This is a genomic window from Bradyrhizobium sp. BRP56 (assembly GCF_020194035.1).
Taxonomy (GTDB): Bacteria; Pseudomonadota; Alphaproteobacteria; order Rhizobiales; family Xanthobacteraceae; genus Bradyrhizobium; species Bradyrhizobium australafricanum.
Window position 1 is genome coordinate 69,161 of record NZ_JADYVV010000012.1, and the last position, 18,746, is coordinate 87,906.

Genomic DNA, 18,746 nt, shown 5'->3' on the forward strand with positions numbered 1-18,746 from the left:
TCATCGCGCGCCGCATGCTGCGCGCCTATTCCAGGCGCTACGGCTACGACACCACCTATCTCGAGATCATGCTGAAGGAATCGCCCGCCGCGTTCTTCAAATTCGCCGGCGCGATGAAGGCCGCCGCCTACCGCGCGGTCGCGCCGGTTGAGGCCTTCTATGCCGCCAAGCTGACCGGCGCCCTGGCAGAAGATTGCGGCCCCTGTGCGCAACTGGTCGTCGACATGGCGATCGGAGCCGGAATGGCGGAACAGCAGGTCACCGCCGTGCTCCGTCGTGACGTTGCGGCCATGACCGCGGACACCGCGCTCGGCTTCCACTTCGCCGACGCCATCGTGCAGCGCTCGACCGACGATGACGCCTGCCGCGACGCCGTTCGCGCGCGCTGGGGCGAAAAAGGCGTGATCGACCTCGCCATGGCCCTACAAATCGGCCGGATATTCCCCATGATGAAGCTGGCGCTGGGATATGCCAGGGAGTGTCGCCGCGTGACCGTGGCCGGCCATCAGATCGATGTCATCAAGCAGGCTGCCTGAGCGCGACCCGCTGGCGCCGTATCGGGCGCGGCTGACCGGGCTTGCCTATCGCATGCTCGGTAGCCGCGGCGATGCCGACGATGTGGTCCAGGACGCCTGGCTGCGGTTCGCCGCGGTCGACGACGTTCGCAATCCCGAGGCGTTCCTCGTCACGGTGGTGACCCGGCTTTGTCTTGACCGGCTGAAGAGCGCCCGCGCCCAGCGCGAGGTCTATGTCGGTGCCTGGTTGCCCGAGCCGGTGTTCGACGAGGCGCTGTCGGCCGAGGCGGCGACCGAACTCGCCGACGATCTCTCCTTCGCGCTGATGCTGGCGCTCGACGCCCTGACGCCGCTCGAGCGCGCCGCGTTCCTGCTGCACGACGTGTTCGACCGGCCGTTCGCGGAAGTCGCCCGCACCCTCGAGCGCAGCGAGGCGGCCTGCCGGCAGCTCGCCGCGCGCGCCCGCCGATCGGTCCGCGACAACCGCCCTGTTCCCGCCGAGCCGCCCGAAGGCCACGCACGGCTGCTGACGGCATTCTGCAAGGCCGCGGCCAGCGGCGACGTCTCCGCCCTCGCCAACCTGCTGCGCGAGGATGCCATCGCGATCACCGACGGCGGCGGCCGCAAGCTGGCGGCGCTGAAGCCGATCAAGGGGGCAGAGAAGATCGTCCGCTTCATCATCGGTATCGCCGGCAAGAACGCCGGCAGCGAGGTTCGCGTCGAACCGATGATGGTCAATGGTAGCGCGGGCGCGCTGATCTTCCTCGATGGCGAAGTCGACCACACACTGAGCATGGCGATCGACGGCGAGACCGGCCGGATCGCGGCGATCTACATCGTCCGCAACCCGGACAAGCTGCGCCACGCGCCGCGCCGGAGCTGAAGCTCCGGTCAGGCCGCCGTCGCCACCGGATAGGCGAGCGGTTTGCCGGCAAAGAACGCGTCGAGATTGGCCAGCACGCAATCCTGCATGGCGACGTGCGATTCCAGCGTGTGGCCGCCGAGATGCGGCGACAGCACCACGTTCGGCAACGCCGTCAGCGCATCGGGCGCATGCGGCTCCCTTGCGAACACGTCGAGGCCGGCACCGGCGATCACGCCGTCGGTCAACGCTGCGACCAGCGCCTTCTCGTCGATGACCGAGCCGCGAGCGATGTTGACGACGAACCCGTCGCTGCCGAGCCGGCGCAGGATGTCGGAATTGACCGCATGCTCGGTCTCGGCGCCGGCGCGGACGGCGACCAGCAGCACGCTGCACCAATCGGCGAGCGCCTCTAGCGTCGGAAAGTATTGATAGGGCACGTCGTGCTTCGAGCGGCTGAAATAGCCGACCGCGGTCTCGAAGGCCGCGACGCGGGCGGCGATCTTGCGGCCGATCTCGCCCATGCCGTAGACGCCGACCTTGCGGCCGCGCATGCCGGCCTGCGGCCGCATCATCGGCGACGGCTTTGCACCGGCCCAGTCGCCGCTCCGGACGTAATTGTCAGCCACCAGCAGCCGCCGCACCGACGCCAGCATCAAGGTCACCGCCGTGTCGGCAACGGAGGCCGCATTGGCCCCCGGGCTGTGGCCGACCGCGATGCCGCGCCTGGCGGCCGCGGCGAGATCGACGCCGTCATAGCCGGTGCCGTAGCAGACGATCGCGCCGAGCTTCGGCAGCATGTCCATGGCCTCCGTGCCGAGCGCCGTGCCGCCCGCGGTGATCATGGCGCTGATATCGGCGAGCTCGGCCGCCGGGAACGCTTCGTCCAATCGTTTGCCCGCCGCGTTCAACAGCTCATAGCGCTCGCCGAAGCGGATCAGCTGGGCCTTGGGAAAGCGTGAATAGACCAGGACCTTATCGGGCATTGTTCTTCTTTCCTGCGAGAGGCTTCAGATCTTTGTCTTGGCGCGCTTTCTTCACGCGAACCGGTAGCCACTTCGCTTGAAAACGCCTTGGCAAAAACAAAGGGCGGAACCGGTTGCCCGGTCCCGCCCCTCTTATCTCGTCACGGCCAAGGATCTCAGCCGAGGATCGTGCCCGGCTCGACCTTCACGCCCGGGCCCATGGTGGAGGAAACCGCCACGCGCTGGATGTAGGTGCCCTTGGAGCCCGCCGGCTTCGCCTTGGAGACCGCATCCGCGAGCGCCTTGACGTTCTCGACCAGCTTGTCCTCGGAGAACGAGGCCTTGCCGATGCCGGCCTGCACGATGCCGGCCTTCTCGACGCGGAACTCGACCGAGCCGCCCTTGGCACCCTTCACGGCGTTGGTGACGTCCATGGTCACGGTGCCGATCTTCGGGTTCGGCATCATGCCGCGCGGACCGAGCACCTTACCGAGGCGGCCGACCAGCGGCATCATGTCGGGCGTGGCGATACAACGATCGAAATCGATCGCGCCGCCCTGCACCTTCTCGACCAGGTCTTCGGCACCGACGACGTCGGCACCGGCGGCCTTGGCTTCCTCAGCCTTGGCGCCGCGCGCGAACACGCCGACGCGCAGCGTACGGCCGGTTCCGTTCGGCAGGTTGACGACGCCGCGGACCATCTGGTCGGCGTGGCGCGGGTCGACGCCGAGATTGATCGCGATCTCGATCGTCTCGTCGAACTTCGACTTGGCGCGCTCCTTGACCATCTTGATGGCATCCGCGAGCGGATAGAGCTTCTCGCGATCGACGCCCTCGCGGGCCTTCTTCAAACGCTTTCCGATTGACATGGCCCGTTACCCCGCAACTTCCAGACCCATCGAACGGGCAGAGCCCTCGACCATCTTCATGGCCGATTCGATGGTGTCGCAATTCAAGTCCTTCATCTTCTTCTCGGCGATCTCGCGCACCTGCGCCTTGGTCACCTGACCGGCCTTGTCACGGCCCGGCGCCTTCGATCCGGACTGGATCTTGGCGGCCTGCTTGAGGAAGTAGGACATCGGAGGGGTCTTCATCTCGAAGGTGAAGGACCGGTCCGCATAGATCGTGATGATCACCGGGATCGGGGTGTTCTTCTCTTCCTTCTGGGTCTGCGCGTTGAACGCCTTGCAGAACTCCATGATGTTGAGGCCGCGCTGACCAAGCGCGGGGCCGATCGGGGGCGAAGGATTCGCCGCACCGGCCGGGACCTGAAGCTTCAGGTATCCGGTCACTTTCTTTGCCATTTATCACTCCTGTTGTGCCGGACGGGCCGGCGTTTTCAGGTTCCGTGGTTCGGTTGAAGGGGCTGGCGACCGCCTCCTCCCTCCCACGGCCTCTCGACTTGACGCGAGGCATATACCCCGCGCCGTCCGGTCAGACCACCTTTTCGACCTGACCGAATTCCAGTTCCACAGGCGTCGCGCGGCCGAAGATCGACACCGCGACCTTGACGCGCGAGCGCGCCTCGTCGATTTCTTCCACCACGCCGGAGAACGAAGCGAACGGGCCGTCGGCCACGCGTACGTTCTCCCCGATCTCGAACGACACCGACGCCTTCGGACGCTCCACGCCCTCCTGCACCTGGTGCAGGATCCGCATCGCCTCCGCTTCCGAGATCGGCATCGGCTTGTTTTCCGCGCCGAGGAAGCCGGTCACCTTCGGGGTGTTCTTGATCAGATGGAACGCCTCGTCGGTCAGCTTCATCTTCACCAGCACATAGCCCGGGAAGAACTTGCGCTCGGCGTCGATCTTGCGGCCGCGGCGCACCTCTGTGACCTTCTCGGTCGGCACTAGAATCTGCTCGAACAGTTCTTCCAGCCCACGCTGCTTGGCCTGCTCGCGGATCGATTCCTGAACCTTCTTCTCGAAGTTCGAATAGGCGTGGACGATGTACCAGCGCTTGTCCATCAATTGAGTTCCCATGCTCATCAGTGGATGCCCAGTATCAGGGTAATCAGATAGCGGATGATCTGATCTGCGGCGAAGAAGAAGACCGAGGCCAGCGCCACCATCACGAACACCATGATGGTGGTGATGGTCGTCTCGCGGCGCGTCGGCCAGGTGACCTTGGCGGTCTCCGAGCGCACTTCCTGCAGGAATTTGAACGGGCTGAAAGCCATCGTGAGATCCGCGTCCGTTACCGGACGATTGCAACGTTTCAAGGAATCCGAACAGCCGACCTTGCGGACCCAGCCCTCGTTTGGAAGGTTGAGCCGATAAACGAGCTCGAATGTTCGGGGAATAAGGCCGCGCCGGATATCCGCCATCAAAGCGGGCCGGCTGCGAGTGCCGGGTATCTACTGCGAGACCGGCCAAACGTCAAGATCGGCGGGGTCGGGTCCGGCGCCCGCCCGGTTCGGGCAGATCGGGCATTGGTCTCTCCAAATCAAGGGCTTAGCCAGCGCCCTGCGATCCCTGGCTTCCTGGCGCGATCAGCGTCGTTCGTCTCGCCTCCTCTAGGCCAGGCCGGGTTTTGGCGGCAGCAGCATCGATACGAGCAGTCCGCTCGGCTCCCGCAGCCTCAACGCGATGCTGCCGCCATGGCGCTTGGCGATATCCTGCGCGATCGATAGCCCCAGCCCGAAGCCCCCCTCCTGCCGGGCGCTGTCGGCCTTGAAGAAGGGCTCGAATACCTTGTCGTGCAGCGCCGGCGGAATGCCCGGACCGTCGTCGGCCACCTCGATCTCGATGTGGCCGGCCTCCATGGGGCGAAGCGTCACCGCGACCTTGCTGCCGTGCTTGACCGCATTCTCCACGATATTGGTGACGGCGCGCGACAGCGCGCGGGGCCGGCAGGCATAAGGCAGACGCGCCGGCCCGGCATAGGATACCGCGTGGCCCATGTCGGCGAAGTCCGAACAGATGGTCTGCAGGAAGCTCGGCAGGTCGATGAACGACGCCGCCTCCGAGCGGGCATCCTCGCGCAGATACTCCAGGGTCTCGTTGATCATGCGCGTCATCTTGGCGATATCGCCCAGCATCGCCGGGCGCAGGGCGTCGTCGCCGACGCGCTCGGTGCGCAGCCTGAGCCGGGTCAGCGGCGTCCGCAGGTCATGACTGATGGCGGCGAGCATGCGGGTGCGGTCGTCGAGCAGCGCTGCGATACGCGTGCGCATGTCGTTCAGCGCGTCGGCGACCTGGGCGATTTCGAGCGGACCGCGCCGGCGCAGCACCTCGGGAGCCCGCGGCGAGCGGCCGAACGAGGTCGCGGCACGCGCGACGTCGGCCAGCGGCGCGATCACCCAACGCACCGCGTAGACCGACAGCAACAGCATCGAGATCAGCACGATGATCGTCCCCCCGGCCAGCGGGCGGAGCAAAGTGGACCAAAGGCCGCCTTTGACCGCAACGTCGGCCATCAGCGCGTGGCCATCGTCGAGTCTCACGATCACCTGTGACGACGAGCCTGCGGGATGGCGCAGATCCTCCATCAATTCAATTCCGGGCTCGGCAGCCAGTTGCCGGAACGCTCGCATGGAAAACGACCGCGTCTCTGCGGCTGTTCGAGGCACCAGTTCGCCCAAGGCGACGCGCCTGACGTCGAGACCGCCGCGCCTGGCTGCGGCCAGCAGTTCATCCGCGTCTGCCAGCGTCTTCGTGGAACGCACAAGCTGCGTGAGCTCCGCGACCCGCCCGGCCAGAAACTTCTGCGTGTCGGTGATCGAGGGAGAATCGAACAGAAAAATGATGGTCACCGCCGCGAGCGTGATGCCGATCAGTTCCGAGAGCGCGACGAGGCTCATGAGTTGCGCAGCGACGCTGCGCGGCATCAGCCGCTGCGCCCATCCCATCATATCTGCTCGACCGCAGGCGTGAAGAGGTAGCCGCCGAGCCGCACCGTCTTGATCATCGAGCGGTCCTTCGGATCCGGTTCGATCTTCTGCCTGATGCGGCTGATATGGACGTCGACGCTGCGCTCGACTGAGGCGATCAGGCCGCCGAAGGCCTGCTCGATCAGCTGCTCGCGTGACAGCACCTGTCCCGGGTTGCGGCAGAACGCCAGCAGCAGATCGAACTCGGCCCCAGTCAGCGTGATCCGGACGCCCGCGGGGTCATGCAGCTCACGGGTAGTGGGGTTGATGCGCCATCCGGCAAAGGTCAGCGGACGCGGCCGTGACCGCGACGAGGCGCCGCTCTCGACGCGGCGCAGCAGCGCCCGGATGCGGGCGACCAGTTCGCGCGAATTGAACGGCTTGGTGACGTAGTCATCGGCACCGAGCTCGAGGCCGAGGATGCGGTCGATGTCCTCGCCGCGCGCGGTGACCATGATGATCGGAATCGAAGACGACATGCGCAGGCGCCGGCAGATGCTCAGCCCATCCTCGCCCGGCAGCATCACGTCGAGTACGACGAGATCAAAGCTCTCGCGCTTGAGCAGCGCATCCATCTCCACGGCCGAGCCGACCAGCACCGGCCTGAAGCCGTTGTCCTCAAGCACCTCGGCCAGCATGCGCGCGATATCGGCATCGTCCTCGACGCAGAGGATGCGTGCGTTGGTGACGGGGAAAGCCACGAGGTCGTATTCCAGGATTTGCATCACGGCATTTTAGAGGCCTCGGCCCCGGATGCGCAGTGCGCAAATATAGCGTTTTGTTAAGCCTGCACGGCCAAATGTGGCTCAAATAGGTCGCGCGGTTTCGCGAGCTACATCTGACTTAATATCTCTTAATCCCGACCCCGGCGGCCCTGCCCTATCGTGACGTGCGATCGTTCGTGGGGTGAGCGGTCGTTCGAGGGGTACATGAGAATCGAATTTCTGCCGCGCGCTGCGGTTGTGGTGGCGTTGTTGTCGGGCTGTGCCAGCGCACCGATGACGCGGGGCGGGTCATTGGCATCCTACGACAATCTCACGCCGTCCGACGGAGTGCTGGCGAAATCGCTGGTTCGCGTCAACAAGGACGAGGTCCTCGCCGCGAAGACCGTGCGGATCGTCCCGACGACCTTCTCGCAGACAGCGTCGCCGACGCTGTCCCAGGAGCAGCGGCACCTGGTGGCCAACGCGATCGATCGTTCGCTGTGCGTCGGCCTGAGCGAGCGGCTTCAGGTCGTTGGTGCCGATCAGCCTGCGGATCTGTCCGTGCACGCGCTTGTCACCCAGGCGGCGCCCACCGACGAGGTCGCGGCGGGCACTTCCAAGGTGGTCAGCTTCCTGCCGAGCGCGCTCGGCGCGGGCGTGCCGGTGCCGGTGCCGCGGTTGCCGGTCGGGCTTGGCAGCCTGACCGTCGAAGCCGAGGTGCGGGATCAGGCCAGCCGCCAGCAGGCGGCGATGATCTGGGCCCGCGGGGCGAATTCGTTCACCAACTCGCCGATGGTCTCGAGCGCCGGTGACGCCTACGATCTCGCCCCTTCCTTCAGCGACGATTTCAGCAAGCTCGTCGTCACCGGCGCGACGCCATTCGGCAAGGCGCCGGAGCTGCCATCGTTCGACAAGATTGGCGCAACGCTCGGCGGCAAGCCGAAATACGCGGCCTGCGAGGCGTTCGGCCGCAGTCCCGGCCTGGTCGGAATGGCCGCCGGCAAGCTTGGCTTGCCGCCGGAATGGTCGGACAAGGCGCCCGCGACAGCTGGCCAATAGACAGCCTAGCCGGCGAAGCTCTTCTGCACCGCCTGGTCGAGCGTGGCGCCGCCGAGATAGCGCTGGCGCAGCTCGCGCTTGAGCAGCTTGCCGCTCGGATTCTTCGGCAAGGCATCCACGAAGATGACCTGCTTCGGCACCTTGAAATGGGCCATCGACGCCGCGCAATGCTTGATGACGGCGTCGGCATCGAGGCTCTGGCCGGCCTTGACCACGACGATCGCGGTCACCGCCTCGATCCAGCGCGGATCAGGCAGCCCGACCACCGCGACCTCCGACACCGAAGGCAGGCGATAGATCATCTCCTCGACCTCGCGGCTCGCGACATTCTCGCCGCCGCTCTTGATCATGTCCTTTACGCGATCGACCACGGTGATGTAGCCGTCGGCATCGACGGTCGCGAGATCGCCGGAATGAAACCAGCCGCCGGCGAACGCGGCCGCGGTCTTGACCGGATCGTTGTAATAGCCGGATAGAAGATGCGGCGAGCGATGCACGATCTCGCCGACCTCCCCGACCCCGACGTCGGTCATATCAGGCCTGACCACCCGCGTCTCGACATTGATCGCCGGCTTGCCGGCTGAACCTGCCTTCGGCAGCTGGTCCTCCGGCGTCAGCACGGTCGCGAGCGGCGCGATCTCGGTCTGGCCGTAGAAATTCCAGAACTTCACCTCGGGCAGCCGGCGCTGCAACTCGAGCAGCACCTCGACCGGCATGATCGAGGCGCCGTAGTAGCCCTTGCGCAGGGTCGACAGGTCGGTGCGGTCGAAAGCGCCCGAGCGCAGCATCGCGATCCAGATCGTCGGCGGCGCGAAGAACGAATTGATCTTGTGGGCCGCGATCAGCGCCAGGACATTGTCGGGCACCGGCTTGCCGGTAATGAGACTGGTGGCGCCGAGATAGATCGCGGGCCCCAGGAAAACGTCGAGCTGCGCGCAGTGATAGAGCGGCAGCGCGTGCAGAACCGTATCGTCCGTCGCCATGCCGCCGTCGATGATGCAGCTGACATACTGCCACATGACGGCTTCGTGGGTGAGGATCGCGCCCTTCGGCAGCGACTCGGTGCCGCTGGTGTAGATGATCTGCGCGGGATCGCGGCTGTCCACCGACGCCTCCGGCGCCGACGCGTCGCTGTGCAACAGGCTGTCGAACGTCGTGATGCCGTTGGGCGCGGTGGCCGGATCCTCGCCGGGCAGCCAGACCAAGGTCTCGACCGCCGAGCCCTTGGCGGCCGCAGCGTGCGCCGTTTCCACGAAATCGGGGCCGACCGCGAGCAGCTTGGCGCCGGAATTGGCGAGGATGAAATTGATCTCGTCCGGATTGAGCATGAAGTTGATCGGCACCAGGATGGCGCCGATCCGGGCCACCGCAAAGCGTAGCGCGGCGAAGCCGTGCGAGTTGCGCGACAGCACCGCGACGCGATCGCCCTTCGCAACGCCGAGCGCGAGCAAGCCGCGGCCGAGCCGATTGCAGATCGCGTCCATTTCCGCAAAGCTCCAGCTCACTTCGCCGCAGATCAGCGCGGTCTTGCCGGGGTAGCGCTTCGCCGACCGGCGCAGCAGATCGCCGATGCTGTGCTCGCGGGCGCGCTGGATGGTTGCTGCGATGTCTCCGCTCATTTGTCCCTCCCGAATGTGCTTGTTGTCGTTGTTTTCGTCTCGTCTTGGCCGCGCCGTCGCTATTGCCGGGCGGCGTAAGCGTGTTCCATGTAGGTGTGCTCGACCGAGCGATCGAGCGAGGCGATCTTCTCGAAGCCGCGCCGCCAGTCCTGCAGGTGCCGCCGCGTCCACAGCACGCCGGCCTCCTTGTCGCGCCGCTTGATCGCGTCGAGCAGATGATGATGCGCCTCGACCAGCCGCGCGCCGCCCTCGGGCACGCCGCCCACGATCATCTCGGTGGTCGGAAAGAACAGTTGCGCGGCGGGCTCGCGCGCCAGCTGCAGCACGCGGTTCTGCGAGGCCTTGGCCATCAGCACATGGAATTCCGCATCGAGCTCGGCCAGCGCAGCGGGGTTGCCGACGACAGCTGCGCTGCGCTCGAGATTGCCGGCGAGTTCGGCGATGTTCTCCTCGGTCGCGCGCTCCACCGCGCCCTCGACGCTCGCGACCTCCAGCGTCATCGAGGTCTCGAACAATTCGCGGAACGTCACCTCGTGCAGGATCAGCGCGCGGGACAGTCGCGTCGCGAGCTTGTTGTAGCGCGGCAGGCAGGCCTGCAGCCGGCGGCTGGAATCGCGGCGGATCAGCCCGCCCTCCTCGAGCACGCGAATGCCCTCGCGCACCGTCGAGCGGTTGACGCCGAACTGCGCAACCAGCTGCTGCTCGGTGCCGATCGGCTCGCCCGGCTTGATCCGGCCGTTGATGATCTCGCGTTCGATCGCGTCGGCGACCTTCTGATAGGCCGGCGCGACATCGATACGCCGGAACAGCGGCGTGGTGGGCATCTTCAGCTCCCCCCGGACCCCGATTGTCGTTTGTCGGACAAAAGATAGGCGAAGGCCCTTGGGGCGTCAAACGGGCAATATTCGGCCTGATTGTCGCACCCGGGCGGTCGAAATTGACACCGGAACCGGGCAAATCTAACTTTGTCGGACAAACTGATAAGAACACCTCGGGGAGGCACACCATCATGAAATCCATCGTCACGAGTCTGTCCGCCGCCGGCCTGATCGCGGCTGTGCTGGCAGGGCCGGCGCTCGCGCAGCAGGCGCCGCTCAAGATCGGCGTGCTCACGGATTTCCAGTCGGTCTATTCGGACATCGGCGGCGCCGGCAATGTCGAGGCCACCAGGATGGCGATCGAGGAGTTCGGCGGGTCGATGTTCGGCAAGCCGATCGAGCTCGTCACCGCCGACGCCCTCAACAAGGCCGACGTCGCCGCCACCATCACCCGCAAATGGTACGAGGCCGAGAATGTCGACATGATCATCGACATGCCGACCTCGGCGACCGCGCTCGCCGGCATGGAGATGTCGAAGCAGTTCGAGAAGATCATGATCGTGACGGATGCGGCGAGCTCCGACATCACAGGCAAGTCCTGCTCGCCCTACACGCTGCACTGGACTTACGACACCTACGCCAACGCCCACACCGTCGGCAGCGCGATCGTGAAGAACGGCGGCGATACCTGGTTCTTCATCACCGCCGACTATCTGTTCGGCCATTCGATCGAGCGCGACACCGGCGACGTGGTCCGCGCCGCCGGCGGCAAGGTGCTCGGCAGCGCGCGGCATCCGCTCAACACGCCGGACTTCTCGTCCTTCCTGCTGCAGGCGCAGGCCTCGAAGGCCAAGATCATCGGCATGGCCAATGGCGGCGCCGACACCATCAATACCATCAAGCAGGCTTCCGAATTCGGCATCGTCGCTGGCGGGCAGAACCTCGCCGGCATCGTGATGTTCATCTCGGACATCCACAGCCTCGGGCTGAAGCTCGCGCAGGGCCTGATCATCACCGAGGCCTACTACTGGGATCTCAACGACCGCACCCGCGCCTTCGGCAAGCGCTTCTTCGAGCGCATGAAGCGGATGCCGACGATGAACCAGGCCGCGACCTACAGCGCCACCCTGCACTACCTCAACGCGGTGAAGGCCGCCGGCACCAAGGAGACCAAGCCGGTGCTGGCCAAGATGCGCGCGACCCCGGTCCGCGACGCCTTCACCGACAACGGCGTGGTGCGCGAGGACGGCCGCATGGTGCACTCGATGTTCCTGTTCGAGGTCAAGAAGCCCGAGGAATCGAAGGCGCCGTGGGATTACTACAAGGTGCTCGCCGAAGTGCCCGGCGACCAGGCGTTCCGGCCGCTGAAGGACGGCGGCTGCCCGCTCATCAAGTAGGCAAACATGATCATGGCCGGGGTCCGGGACCTCGGCCAACACCTTCAAATGATTGGGTAAAAGCTGGCAGGAGTGGCAGGGCTCGAACCTGCGACCCCCGGTTTTGGAGACCGGTGCTCTACCAATTGAGCTACACTCCTGCAGGGAACCCGCGTCGCCGCCGGTTCGCGCCGTTTCAAGCACAGGGCATGGCCGGTTTGCAAGGGCGAAGCGGTGAAGCTTCTGTTCATTGCAAAACTTCTGCGCCAGACTTCGGCGATCACCCCGTGTCGGCACCTCGCCGCAAGAATCAAGAACCAGGGAGAGACCATGAACGCCCAAACCGCCACCAAGCACGCCGCCAGCCCGACCACCCCGTCCCTTCCCCTCGCCAAGCCCGAATCGATCGGATTGTCGAACGTGCGGCTGCAGGCGATGTCCGACACCTTCCGCCGCGAGGTCGACAAGGGAACCGTGCCCGGCGTGACGGTGCTGGTGGCGCGGCGCGGCCAGATCGGCTGGTTCGACGCGATCGGCCGGCAAAGCCCGACCGCCTCGGCGCCAATGGCCCATGACACGATCTTCCGCATCTTCTCGATGACCAAGCCGATCGTCTCGATCGGCATCATGCAGCTGCTGGAGGACGGCCACTTCCTGCTCAACGACCCGGTGGCGAAATTCATCCCCGAATTCGCCGAGACCAAGGTCGGCGTCGAGCACAACGGCAAGCTCGAGCTGGTACCCGCGCAGCGGCCGATGACGATCCACGACCTGCTTCGCCACACGTCTGGGCTTACTTATGACCACACCGGCAACGGCCCGGTGCAGCAGCTCTACCAGCAGTCGCGGCTGCGCAGCCGCAAGATCACCAATGCCGAGCACGCCACCATGCTCGCCGGCATGCCGCTGGTCTGCCAGCCCGGCGCCGAGTGGAACTACAGCCGCTCCACCGACATCCTCGGCCGCATCATCGAGGTCGTCAGCGGCAAGACGCTCGGCGCGTACCTCACTGAGCACATCCTCGCGCCGCTGCAGATGACCGAGACCGCCTTCCACACCGGGGAAGCCAATGCCGGCCGCCTCGCCGAGGCGTTTGCCAATGATCCCTGGACCAACGTCAAGGTGCAGCTGTTCAACATGCTGGAGAAGCCGGCGATGGAATCCGGCGGCGGCGGGCTGGTTTCGACCACCATGGACTATGCCCGCTTCGCGCAGATGCTGCTGAACGGCGGATCGCTCGACGGCACCAGGATCATCGGCCGCAAGACGCTCGAATTCATGGCCTCCGATCACCTCGGCGCCGGCGTGAAGATCCAGGGCACGCTGGTGTCGCCCGGCCACAGCTTCGGCCTCGGCTTCGCGGTGCGCATGCAGCACGGCATCGCGCCGTTCTCCGGCTCGGTCGGGCAGTATTTCTGGAGCGGCATGGCCGGCACGTTCTTCTGGATCGATCCGAGCGAAGACCTGATCGCGGTCTTCATGATGCAGGGCCCGGGCCAGCGCGAATATACCCGCTCGCTGGTACGCAACGGGGTGTACGCGGCGGTGGAGTAGTCCGTCATTCCGGGGCGCGAACCTAAGATGCGCAATCGCGCATCGGGGAATCTCGCGCAACAACATCGAGATTCCGGGTTCAGCCCTGCGGGCTGCCCCGGAATGACGAGTGATGCTCAGCTGATCGTCGCGCCGCCGTCGATCACGATGGTCTGGCCGGTCATGAAGTCGCCGGCGCGCGAGCCCATCATCACGGCGGCGCCCGCAATCTCGTCCGGCACGCCGATCCGCAGCAGCGGCGAGCGCGCGGTCGAGGCCTTCAGATTGTCCGGGTTGTCCCACAGCGCCTTGGCGAAGTCGGTCTTGATCAGGCCCGGCGCGATGCAGTTCACGCGGATATTGTGCTTGCCGTATTCGCAGGCGAGGTTGCGCGCGAGCTGCATGTCGGCGGCCTTCGAGATCGCGTAGGCGCCGAGGATGGTCGAGCCCTTCAGGCCGCCGATCGATGACACGATGATGATCGAGCCGTCCTTGCGCTCGATCATCTGCGGCACCACCATCGAGATCAGCCAGTTGTTGGCGACGATGTTGTTGTCGAGGATCTTGCGGAACTGATCGTCGGAGATGCCGGCGAGCGGACCGTAGTAAGGATTGGACGCCGCGTTGCAGACCAGCACGTCGATCTTGCCGAAGGCGCGGTTGCTCTCGTCGACCAGGTTCTGCAGGTTTTCCTTCGACGAGATGTTGGCCGCGATCGCAACCGCGGTGCCCTTGCCGTAGCTGTCGTTGATCTCCTTCGCCACCTGCTCGCAGACGTCAGCCTTGCGCGAGGAGATCACGACCTTGGCGCCGTGCTCGGCCATGCGCTCGGCGATCGCGCGTCCGATGCCGCGCGTCGAGCCGGTGATGACGGCGACTTTTCCCTTCATGTCGAACAAGGTCATGTTTCTCTCCCTGATGTTAAGTGTTCGTCTTAGCGTCATTCCGGGGCGACGCACCAGCGTCGAACCCGGAATCTCGAGATTCCCCGATGCGCAATTGCGCATCTGCGGTCTGGTCCTTCGGACCATCCCGGAATGACGATCACGCAAGCTTGCTCGCCGGCCTGACTTCAGGCCCGGACGGCTGATGCATCGCGGCGTGGCGCGGATCGGCAATCCACGGCTGCTGGTTCACCATCGGCAAGCGCCAGGTCGACAGGCCGGCGCTCGCGATGTGATCAAGCCGCGTCACCGAGACATTGTCGATATCGAACGACAGCCCCCTGTCCGGCTGGCCGCCGAGCGCCAACCCGACCGCAGCCTTGATGACGCCGCCATGGCCGACGGCGATGATATTCCTGCCCGCTTCCGCGGCGGTGATCCGCACAATGGTGCGGCAGACGCGGGTGTAGAGATCCATGTAGCTCTCGCCGCCGGGCGCGGGCTCGTTGACGTCGGCGAACCAGGCCGTACCCGGCGGACGACTGGCGAGAAACGCGGCGCGGTTCATACCCTGCCATTGGCCGAGATGCTGCTCGGCGAAGTCGCGTTCCTGCGTCATGCTTTCCGGCTTTGGAAACCCGGCAGCCCAGATCGCGTCCGCGGTCTTGTGCGTGCGCTTCAAATTGCTCGAATACCAGACCGCGTTGCGCGGCAGCATCTTGGCGACCGCCTCGAACACCTCGACATCGCCGGTGTCGCAGTCGATATCCTCTTGTCCGTAGATGTTGCCGCCATCGCTGCGTACCGGTGCGTGACGAACCCACCACCACCGCGTCACCGTCACGTCAGGCTTGTCTGGATTGGACATCGGATGAGCCCTTCAATAGTGTCCCGTCTCGCTGTACGTCACGCCGCACATCGTCTCAAGTGCTTCGGACGTTTGAAATTTTGTTTGAATTCCGTCGCGCGGCAGACGCGCCAAGGACCACCCGAACTAATCACGTGAACAGGGAGAAACTCATGGGCCGCCTCGAAGGCAAATCCGTCATCATCACCGGCGCTGGCAGCGGCATCGGCCGCGCCGCCTCGCTGCTGTTCACCAGGGAAGGCGCCAAGCTGATCGCGGTCGATCGCACCGAGGGCGTGAACGAGACCGCCAAGCTGGTGCGCGATGCCGGCGGCACCGTCGAGGCCGTCACCGCCGATGCCGGCTCGGAGAGCGACGTGAAGGCCTTCATCGAGAAGGCGGTTTCGAAGTACGGCAAGCTCGATGCGATCTGGGCCAATGCCGGTGTCAGCGGCGGTCTCGTCCCGCTCGCCGACCAGACCGTCGAGCATTGGCAGGAAGTGCTGCGCGTCAATCTGATCGGCCCGTTCCTCGCGATCAAGCATTCGATCCCGCACATGACCAAGCAGGGCTTTGGCTCGATCGTCTGCACTGCTTCCGTCGCGGGCCTGAAGTCGGGTGCCAGCGGACATCCCTACGGCGCGAGCAAGGCCGGCGTCATCAGCCTGGTGCAGACCACCGCCTACTCGCTCTCCGGCACCGGCGTCCGCATCAATGCGGTGTGCCCGGGCCTGATCGAGACCGGCATGACCAAACCGGTGTTCGATCGCGCCAAGGAGCGCGGCACCCAGGACAAGATCGGCCAGCTCAATCCGCTGAAGCGCGCCGGCCAACCGCATGAGCTCGCCGCGATGGGATTGTTCCTGGCGAGCGATGATGCGTCCTACGTCAACGGCCAGGCCATCCCGGTCGACGGCGGCCTCACCGCATCGATGCCGTATACGGGCAAGCCGATCTAGCGAGGGCAGTCTCCAAGCCATCGTCCGTGGTGCCGCGGCATACACCAGCGTCGGTCCCGGCGAAGGCCGGACCCATACGCCGCAGCCGGGGTTGTGAGCGGGACTCGTCGTTCCGTCGTCGCGCAACAAGCAGCATTGGTGGTTATGGGTCCCGGCCTCCGCCGGGACGACGGCAGTGGACGGTCTCCGATTCATGATGACAAATGCGCGGTGTCATCACCTGCGCATACGCATGCGGGTGATCCGGTACTCCAGAGACGTCTGTGCTTGAGCCGAGAGGGCGCGGCGTACTGAATCGCCCGGTCCGAGCCGGGCGATGACAGCCGAGAATGGGGAACAGTTTCGCATTCTCGCGACATGAATCGTCCGAGTCCTGCCTTTCGTTCCGACCTAGGTCCGCGCAACGCGCGCGATCCGATGACAAACTCCACGAAACCCACCATCTCACCGCGCGGATACATTTGATGGGTTTCGCTTCGCTCTACCCATCCTACGCGCCTGGACCTGCAATGACCGCCGGCAACGGTCCGAATATTGCTTGGCCTCGGCAGGCTATCCAGCTGTTATACTTCGCTGGCAGGATCGCCCGCACACTCGCAGTTCCTCGCACAATCCCCTCGCAAACGAACAGGCAATGCAAAATCAACGTCCCGACCGTATCCGCAAGCTCTTGGCCGACCTCGTCGCGTTCGACACCGTCAGCGACCGCAGCAATCTGCCCCTGATCGACTACATCGAGCGCTACCTCACCTCGCTTGGCCTCACGGGGCAGCGCATCGTCGATGAAACCGGGCAGAAATCCTCTTTGTGGGTCACGATCGGCCCCGAGGACAAGGCCGGGCTGGTGCTGTCGGGGCATACCGATGTCGTGCCGGTTGTGGGACAGGACTGGAGCCACAACCCGTTCGAGCTCGTCGAGCGCGACGGCCGGCTGTACGGCCGCGGCACCACCGACATGAAAGGCTTTGTCGCCGTCTGCCTCGCGATGGTTCCCGAGATGCTCGCGGCCGATCTGAAGACGCCGATCTATCTTGCGATCTCCTATGACGAGGAGATCGGTTGCGTCGGCGTGCGGCCGATGCTGTGCGAGGTCGCGCGCAAGCCGATCAAGCCGCTCGGCTGCTTCGTCGGCGAGCCGACCCAGATGCAGGTGATCATCGGGCACAAGGGCAAGCACGGCGTGCGCGCCACGTTCCGCGGGCTTGCCCGCCACTCCTCGATCGCGCCCGACGGCGTCAACGCCATCGAATATGCCGCCGACCTCATCACCGAGATCCGCCGCCGCGCCGCGTTGCTGGCTGCGGATGCCGAACAAGGCAGCCTCTACGATGTCCCGCACTCGACCCTGCTCACCAGCATCGTGCATGGCGGCGCCGCGCTGAATATCGTGCCCGACAGTTGCGTGGTGGAATTCGAGTGCCGCGGCATCGGCATCACCGAGTCGAGAGAGGTGACGGACGCGATCATCGCCTGGGCGAAGGCCGAGATCGAGCCTGACATGCGCAAGCGGCACCCCGAATGCGGCATCGACTTCGAGGAGATCCTCGACTACCCCGCACTCGACACCCAGGCAGACGCCGCCGTCGTCACGCTCGCCAAGCAATTTGCCGGCCGCAACGACCACGCCAAGGTCGCCTTCGGCACCGAAGCCAGCTTGTTCGTCAGCATGGCGGACGTGCCGTCCGTCGTGGTCGGCCCCGGCTCGATCGCTCAGGCGCATACCCCGGATGAGTTCGTCGAGATGTCGCAGCTCGAAGCGTGCGGCGCATTCGTCGCACGGCTGATCGCACATTGCGCGAAGTGATTTGCAAATGATTGCGTAGGATCACGGATGCCTCACAGCCCATCCGGCGGCAGGCCCGGTCCGGTCGCTGCGGGGCGGAGCTTGTCGCGCTTGCGCTCGCGGTAGAAGGCATAGAGGCCGGAGGCCACGATGATCGCGGCACCCGCGAGCATTGGACCGTCGGGCTTGTGGCCGAAGGCGAGATAGCCCGTCAGCATCGCCCACGGCAACGCGGTGTAGCGGAACGGCGCCACCGCCGAGATGTCGCCGGTGCGCAGCGACACGATGATGCATTGATAGCCGATCAGGATCAGCACCGCGGCGAAGGTGAGCAGGCCGAGCGCATTGCCGGACGGCGCCTTCCAGCCGCCGAGCGGGACAAGGACGACAGCACCCGCGTCGTCACGGTCACGGTGGTGAGCAGCGTGATGAACACCGTCGGCAAGTCCTTCGGGATGCGGCGGGTGGCGAGATCGCGCACCGCGCAGAAGCCGACCGACGCCAGCGCCAAGAGCGCAGCCTGGCTAAAGCCTTCCGCACCGGGCCGAACGATGACGAGGACGCCGATGAAGCCGGCGGCGATCGCGAGCCATCGCCGCCAGCCGACCGGCTCGCCGAACACCAGCGCCGCGCCGAGCGTGATCACCAGCGGCAGCGCCTGGAAGATCGCCGACGCATTGGCGAGCGGGATCTGCGCGATCGCGGAGAGATAGGTCAGCGTGCCGCCGATCTCGCCAAGGACGCGCAGCCCGACCGGCCAGATCAGCAGCACGCTGAAACTACGCAGCGCATCGCGATACCAGGCGAGCGCCGCGACCAGCACCATCGCGACCAGGCCGCGCACCAGCAGGATCTCGCCGATGTTGAGCTCCGCCGACACCGCCTTGGTGATGGTGTCGTTGACCGTGAAGCTGGCCATGGCCGCAGCCATGAACAGGCTGCCGCGAAGG

Annotated in this window: 20 protein-coding genes and 1 tRNA gene; 7 read left to right on the forward strand and 14 right to left on the reverse strand. The window is 65.5% G+C overall.

Annotated features, from left to right (window positions below; genetic code table 11):
• The first annotated feature begins 14 nt into the window (after nucleotides 1-14).
• On the forward strand, nucleotides 15-536 hold the full coding sequence (locus I6F38_RS11240; RefSeq protein ID WP_210183458.1) for a hypothetical protein: 522 nt from the start codon (nucleotides 15-17) through the stop codon (nucleotides 534-536).
• Nucleotides 514-1,398: an RNA polymerase sigma factor SigJ gene (gene sigJ / locus I6F38_RS11245; RefSeq protein ID WP_141342195.1), complete on the forward strand. Its 885-nt coding sequence runs from the start codon at nucleotides 514-516 to the stop codon at nucleotides 1,396-1,398. Before I6F38_RS11240 ends, sigJ begins: the two co-directional genes overlap by 23 nt.
• Before the next feature lie 8 nt (nucleotides 1,399-1,406).
• On the opposite strand, the gene I6F38_RS11250 is transcribed toward sigJ, so the two are convergent.
• The 7 genes from I6F38_RS11250 to I6F38_RS11280 all read right to left on the reverse strand — a co-directional run bounded on the left by I6F38_RS11250 (nucleotide 1,407) and on the right by I6F38_RS11280 (nucleotide 6,939).
• The gene (locus I6F38_RS11250) at nucleotides 1,407-2,363 is read right to left on the reverse strand and encodes a 2-hydroxyacid dehydrogenase (RefSeq protein ID WP_225160342.1); all 957 of its coding nucleotides are present in this window, start codon (nucleotides 2,361-2,363) and stop codon (nucleotides 1,407-1,409) included.
• Between the two features lie 155 nt (nucleotides 2,364-2,518).
• The gene (gene rplA, locus I6F38_RS11255) at nucleotides 2,519-3,211 is read right to left on the reverse strand and encodes a 50S ribosomal protein L1 (RefSeq protein WP_018272150.1); all 693 of its coding nucleotides are present in this window, start codon (nucleotides 3,209-3,211) and stop codon (nucleotides 2,519-2,521) included.
• Nucleotides 3,212-3,217: 6 nt separating this feature from the next.
• Nucleotides 3,218-3,646, reverse strand: a complete 429-nt coding sequence (gene rplK / locus I6F38_RS11260; protein ID WP_016840552.1) for a 50S ribosomal protein L11 — start codon at nucleotides 3,644-3,646, stop codon at nucleotides 3,218-3,220.
• A gap of 130 nt (nucleotides 3,647-3,776) precedes the next feature.
• Nucleotides 3,777-4,310, reverse strand: coding sequence for a transcription termination/antitermination protein NusG (nusG, locus tag I6F38_RS11265; protein WP_021081670.1), 534 nt, complete (start codon nucleotides 4,308-4,310; stop codon nucleotides 3,777-3,779).
• A 20-nt stretch (nucleotides 4,311-4,330) separates the two neighbouring features.
• On the reverse strand, nucleotides 4,331-4,522 hold the full coding sequence (secE, locus tag I6F38_RS11270; protein ID WP_028335448.1) for a preprotein translocase subunit SecE: 192 nt from the start codon (nucleotides 4,520-4,522) through the stop codon (nucleotides 4,331-4,333).
• A 336-nt stretch (nucleotides 4,523-4,858) separates the two neighbouring features.
• The gene (locus I6F38_RS11275) at nucleotides 4,859-6,196 is read right to left on the reverse strand and encodes an ATP-binding protein (RefSeq protein ID WP_225160343.1); all 1,338 of its coding nucleotides are present in this window, start codon (nucleotides 6,194-6,196) and stop codon (nucleotides 4,859-4,861) included.
• Entirely contained in the window at nucleotides 6,193-6,939 is a 747-nt protein-coding gene (locus I6F38_RS11280) for a response regulator transcription factor (RefSeq protein WP_225160344.1), read from the reverse strand. Before I6F38_RS11280 ends, I6F38_RS11275 begins: the two co-directional genes overlap by 4 nt.
• Nucleotides 6,940-7,143: 204 nt before the next feature.
• Between I6F38_RS11280 and I6F38_RS11285 the strand changes: the two genes are divergently transcribed.
• A complete protein-coding gene (locus I6F38_RS11285) occupies nucleotides 7,144-7,977 on the forward strand; it encodes a DUF3313 domain-containing protein (protein WP_225160345.1) in 834 nt (277 codons plus the stop codon).
• Between the two features lie 5 nt (nucleotides 7,978-7,982).
• On the opposite strand, the gene I6F38_RS11290 is transcribed toward I6F38_RS11285, so the two are convergent.
• Nucleotides 7,983-9,596 carry an acyl-CoA synthetase gene (locus I6F38_RS11290; RefSeq protein WP_225160346.1) on the reverse strand — a complete coding sequence of 538 codons (1,614 nt, stop codon included), beginning with the start codon at nucleotides 9,594-9,596 and terminating at the stop codon, nucleotides 7,983-7,985.
• A 59-nt stretch (nucleotides 9,597-9,655) separates the two neighbouring features.
• On the reverse strand, nucleotides 9,656-10,420 hold the full coding sequence (locus tag I6F38_RS11295) for an FCD domain-containing protein (protein ID WP_018272155.1): 765 nt from the start codon (nucleotides 10,418-10,420) through the stop codon (nucleotides 9,656-9,658).
• Between the two features lie 185 nt (nucleotides 10,421-10,605).
• Between I6F38_RS11295 and I6F38_RS11300 the strand changes: the two genes are divergently transcribed.
• On the forward strand, nucleotides 10,606-11,811 hold the full coding sequence (locus I6F38_RS11300; protein ID WP_225160347.1) for an ABC transporter substrate-binding protein: 1,206 nt from the start codon (nucleotides 10,606-10,608) through the stop codon (nucleotides 11,809-11,811).
• 64 nt (nucleotides 11,812-11,875) lie between these two features.
• On the opposite strand, the gene I6F38_RS11305 is transcribed toward I6F38_RS11300, so the two are convergent.
• Nucleotides 11,876-11,951: transfer RNA gene (locus I6F38_RS11305), tRNA-Trp, on the reverse strand.
• A 169-nt stretch (nucleotides 11,952-12,120) separates the two neighbouring features.
• On the opposite strand from I6F38_RS11305, the gene I6F38_RS11310 reads away from it, so the two are divergent.
• Entirely contained in the window at nucleotides 12,121-13,344 is a 1,224-nt protein-coding gene (locus tag I6F38_RS11310) for a serine hydrolase domain-containing protein (RefSeq protein ID WP_225160348.1), read from the forward strand.
• Between the two features lie 116 nt (nucleotides 13,345-13,460).
• On the opposite strand, the gene I6F38_RS11315 is transcribed toward I6F38_RS11310, so the two are convergent.
• Both I6F38_RS11315 and I6F38_RS11320 read right to left on the reverse strand, forming a co-directional pair.
• Nucleotides 13,461-14,228 carry an SDR family oxidoreductase gene (locus I6F38_RS11315; RefSeq protein ID WP_026192903.1) on the reverse strand — a complete coding sequence of 256 codons (768 nt, stop codon included), beginning with the start codon at nucleotides 14,226-14,228 and terminating at the stop codon, nucleotides 13,461-13,463.
• Between the two features lie 139 nt (nucleotides 14,229-14,367).
• Nucleotides 14,368-15,075 (reverse strand): histidine phosphatase family protein, encoded by a 708-nt coding sequence (locus I6F38_RS11320; protein WP_225160349.1) that lies wholly within the window; start codon nucleotides 15,073-15,075, stop codon nucleotides 14,368-14,370.
• 152 nt (nucleotides 15,076-15,227) lie between these two features.
• Here I6F38_RS11320 and I6F38_RS11325 point away from each other — a divergent pair, with 152 nt between their 5' ends.
• Together I6F38_RS11325 and argE are read left to right on the forward strand one after the other, a co-directional pair.
• Nucleotides 15,228-16,013 carry an SDR family oxidoreductase gene (locus I6F38_RS11325; protein ID WP_225160350.1) on the forward strand — a complete coding sequence of 262 codons (786 nt, stop codon included), beginning with the start codon at nucleotides 15,228-15,230 and terminating at the stop codon, nucleotides 16,011-16,013.
• Between the two features lie 634 nt (nucleotides 16,014-16,647).
• Nucleotides 16,648-17,817 carry an acetylornithine deacetylase gene (gene argE, locus I6F38_RS11330; protein WP_225160351.1) on the forward strand — a complete coding sequence of 390 codons (1,170 nt, stop codon included), beginning with the start codon at nucleotides 16,648-16,650 and terminating at the stop codon, nucleotides 17,815-17,817.
• A gap of 32 nt (nucleotides 17,818-17,849) precedes the next feature.
• Here the strand turns inward: argE and I6F38_RS44210 are convergent, their stop codons facing one another.
• On the reverse strand, nucleotides 17,850-18,113 hold the full coding sequence (locus I6F38_RS44210; protein WP_346657107.1) for a DMT family transporter: 264 nt from the start codon (nucleotides 18,111-18,113) through the stop codon (nucleotides 17,850-17,852).
• Nucleotides 18,107-18,727, reverse strand: coding sequence for a DMT family transporter (locus tag I6F38_RS11335; protein WP_346657108.1), 621 nt, complete (start codon nucleotides 18,725-18,727; stop codon nucleotides 18,107-18,109). Before I6F38_RS11335 ends, I6F38_RS44210 begins: the two co-directional genes overlap by 7 nt.
• Nucleotides 18,728-18,746 lie beyond the last annotated feature (19 nt).

Coding starts and splice junctions, on each gene's coding strand:
- I6F38_RS11335 (WP_346657108.1), bottom strand. CDS start 18,727: ATGGCTGCGGCCATGGCCAGCTTCACGGTCAACGACACCATCACCAAG.
- secE (WP_028335448.1), bottom strand. CDS start 4,522: ATGGCTTTCAGCCCGTTCAAATTCCTGCAGGAAGTGCGCTCGGAGACC.
- I6F38_RS11320 (WP_225160349.1), bottom strand. CDS start 15,075: ATGTCCAATCCAGACAAGCCTGACGTGACGGTGACGCGGTGGTGGTGG.
- I6F38_RS11300 (WP_225160347.1), top strand. CDS start 10,606: ATGAAATCCATCGTCACGAGTCTGTCCGCCGCCGGCCTGATCGCGGCT.
- I6F38_RS11310 (WP_225160348.1), top strand. CDS start 12,121: ATGAACGCCCAAACCGCCACCAAGCACGCCGCCAGCCCGACCACCCCG.
- I6F38_RS11240 (WP_210183458.1), top strand. CDS start 15: ATGCTGCGCGCCTATTCCAGGCGCTACGGCTACGACACCACCTATCTC.
- I6F38_RS11315 (WP_026192903.1), bottom strand. CDS start 14,228: ATGACCTTGTTCGACATGAAGGGAAAAGTCGCCGTCATCACCGGCTCG.
- I6F38_RS11280 (WP_225160344.1), bottom strand. CDS start 6,939: ATGCAAATCCTGGAATACGACCTCGTGGCTTTCCCCGTCACCAACGCA.
- I6F38_RS11250 (WP_225160342.1), bottom strand. CDS start 2,363: ATGCCCGATAAGGTCCTGGTCTATTCACGCTTTCCCAAGGCCCAGCTG.
- sigJ (WP_141342195.1), top strand. CDS start 514: ATGTCATCAAGCAGGCTGCCTGAGCGCGACCCGCTGGCGCCGTATCGG.
- I6F38_RS11275 (WP_225160343.1), bottom strand. CDS start 6,196: ATGATGGGATGGGCGCAGCGGCTGATGCCGCGCAGCGTCGCTGCGCAA.
- argE (WP_225160351.1), top strand. CDS start 16,648: ATGCAAAATCAACGTCCCGACCGTATCCGCAAGCTCTTGGCCGACCTC.
- nusG (WP_021081670.1), bottom strand. CDS start 4,310: ATGGACAAGCGCTGGTACATCGTCCACGCCTATTCGAACTTCGAGAAG.
- I6F38_RS11285 (WP_225160345.1), top strand. CDS start 7,144: ATGAGAATCGAATTTCTGCCGCGCGCTGCGGTTGTGGTGGCGTTGTTG.
- I6F38_RS11325 (WP_225160350.1), top strand. CDS start 15,228: ATGGGCCGCCTCGAAGGCAAATCCGTCATCATCACCGGCGCTGGCAGC.
- rplK (WP_016840552.1), bottom strand. CDS start 3,646: ATGGCAAAGAAAGTGACCGGATACCTGAAGCTTCAGGTCCCGGCCGGT.
- I6F38_RS11295 (WP_018272155.1), bottom strand. CDS start 10,420: ATGCCCACCACGCCGCTGTTCCGGCGTATCGATGTCGCGCCGGCCTAT.
- I6F38_RS11290 (WP_225160346.1), bottom strand. CDS start 9,596: ATGAGCGGAGACATCGCAGCAACCATCCAGCGCGCCCGCGAGCACAGC.
- rplA (WP_018272150.1), bottom strand. CDS start 3,211: ATGTCAATCGGAAAGCGTTTGAAGAAGGCCCGCGAGGGCGTCGATCGC.